Raw genomic sequence first — 241 nt, 5'->3', positions numbered from 1 at the left:
GCCATACAAATCGTCTCTTGCTGCATACTCTGGCAATTGATCACGTAGTACCATTTTAATGTGCCGTACATCTTCAACATAGTAGATAGGAATTTGTTCCATGACCGATTGCTTAAACTCTTGAAATTTCTGATAATATTCAATTGCTGCGAAGTCGTAAGGCTTTTGTCTTAATGCTTCATCCGTGACAACAAAAGCAAATCTAGGTTTGCCCGCTTCTCCGGCATACTCATATTCCCAT

At 39.8% G+C, this 241-nt stretch carries 1 pseudogene; it reads right to left on the bottom strand.

Going from position 1 to position 241, the window contains the following annotated elements:
- A pseudogene (locus HP401_RS35545) lies at nucleotides 1–241 on the bottom strand (DUF4062 domain-containing protein); the annotation flags it as partial.

The organism is Brevibacillus sp. HB2.2 (assembly GCF_013284275.1).
Classification (GTDB): Bacteria; Bacillota; Bacilli; order Brevibacillales; family Brevibacillaceae; genus Brevibacillus; species Brevibacillus brevis_D.
This window is presented reverse-complemented; position numbering and strand designations above follow the sequence as displayed.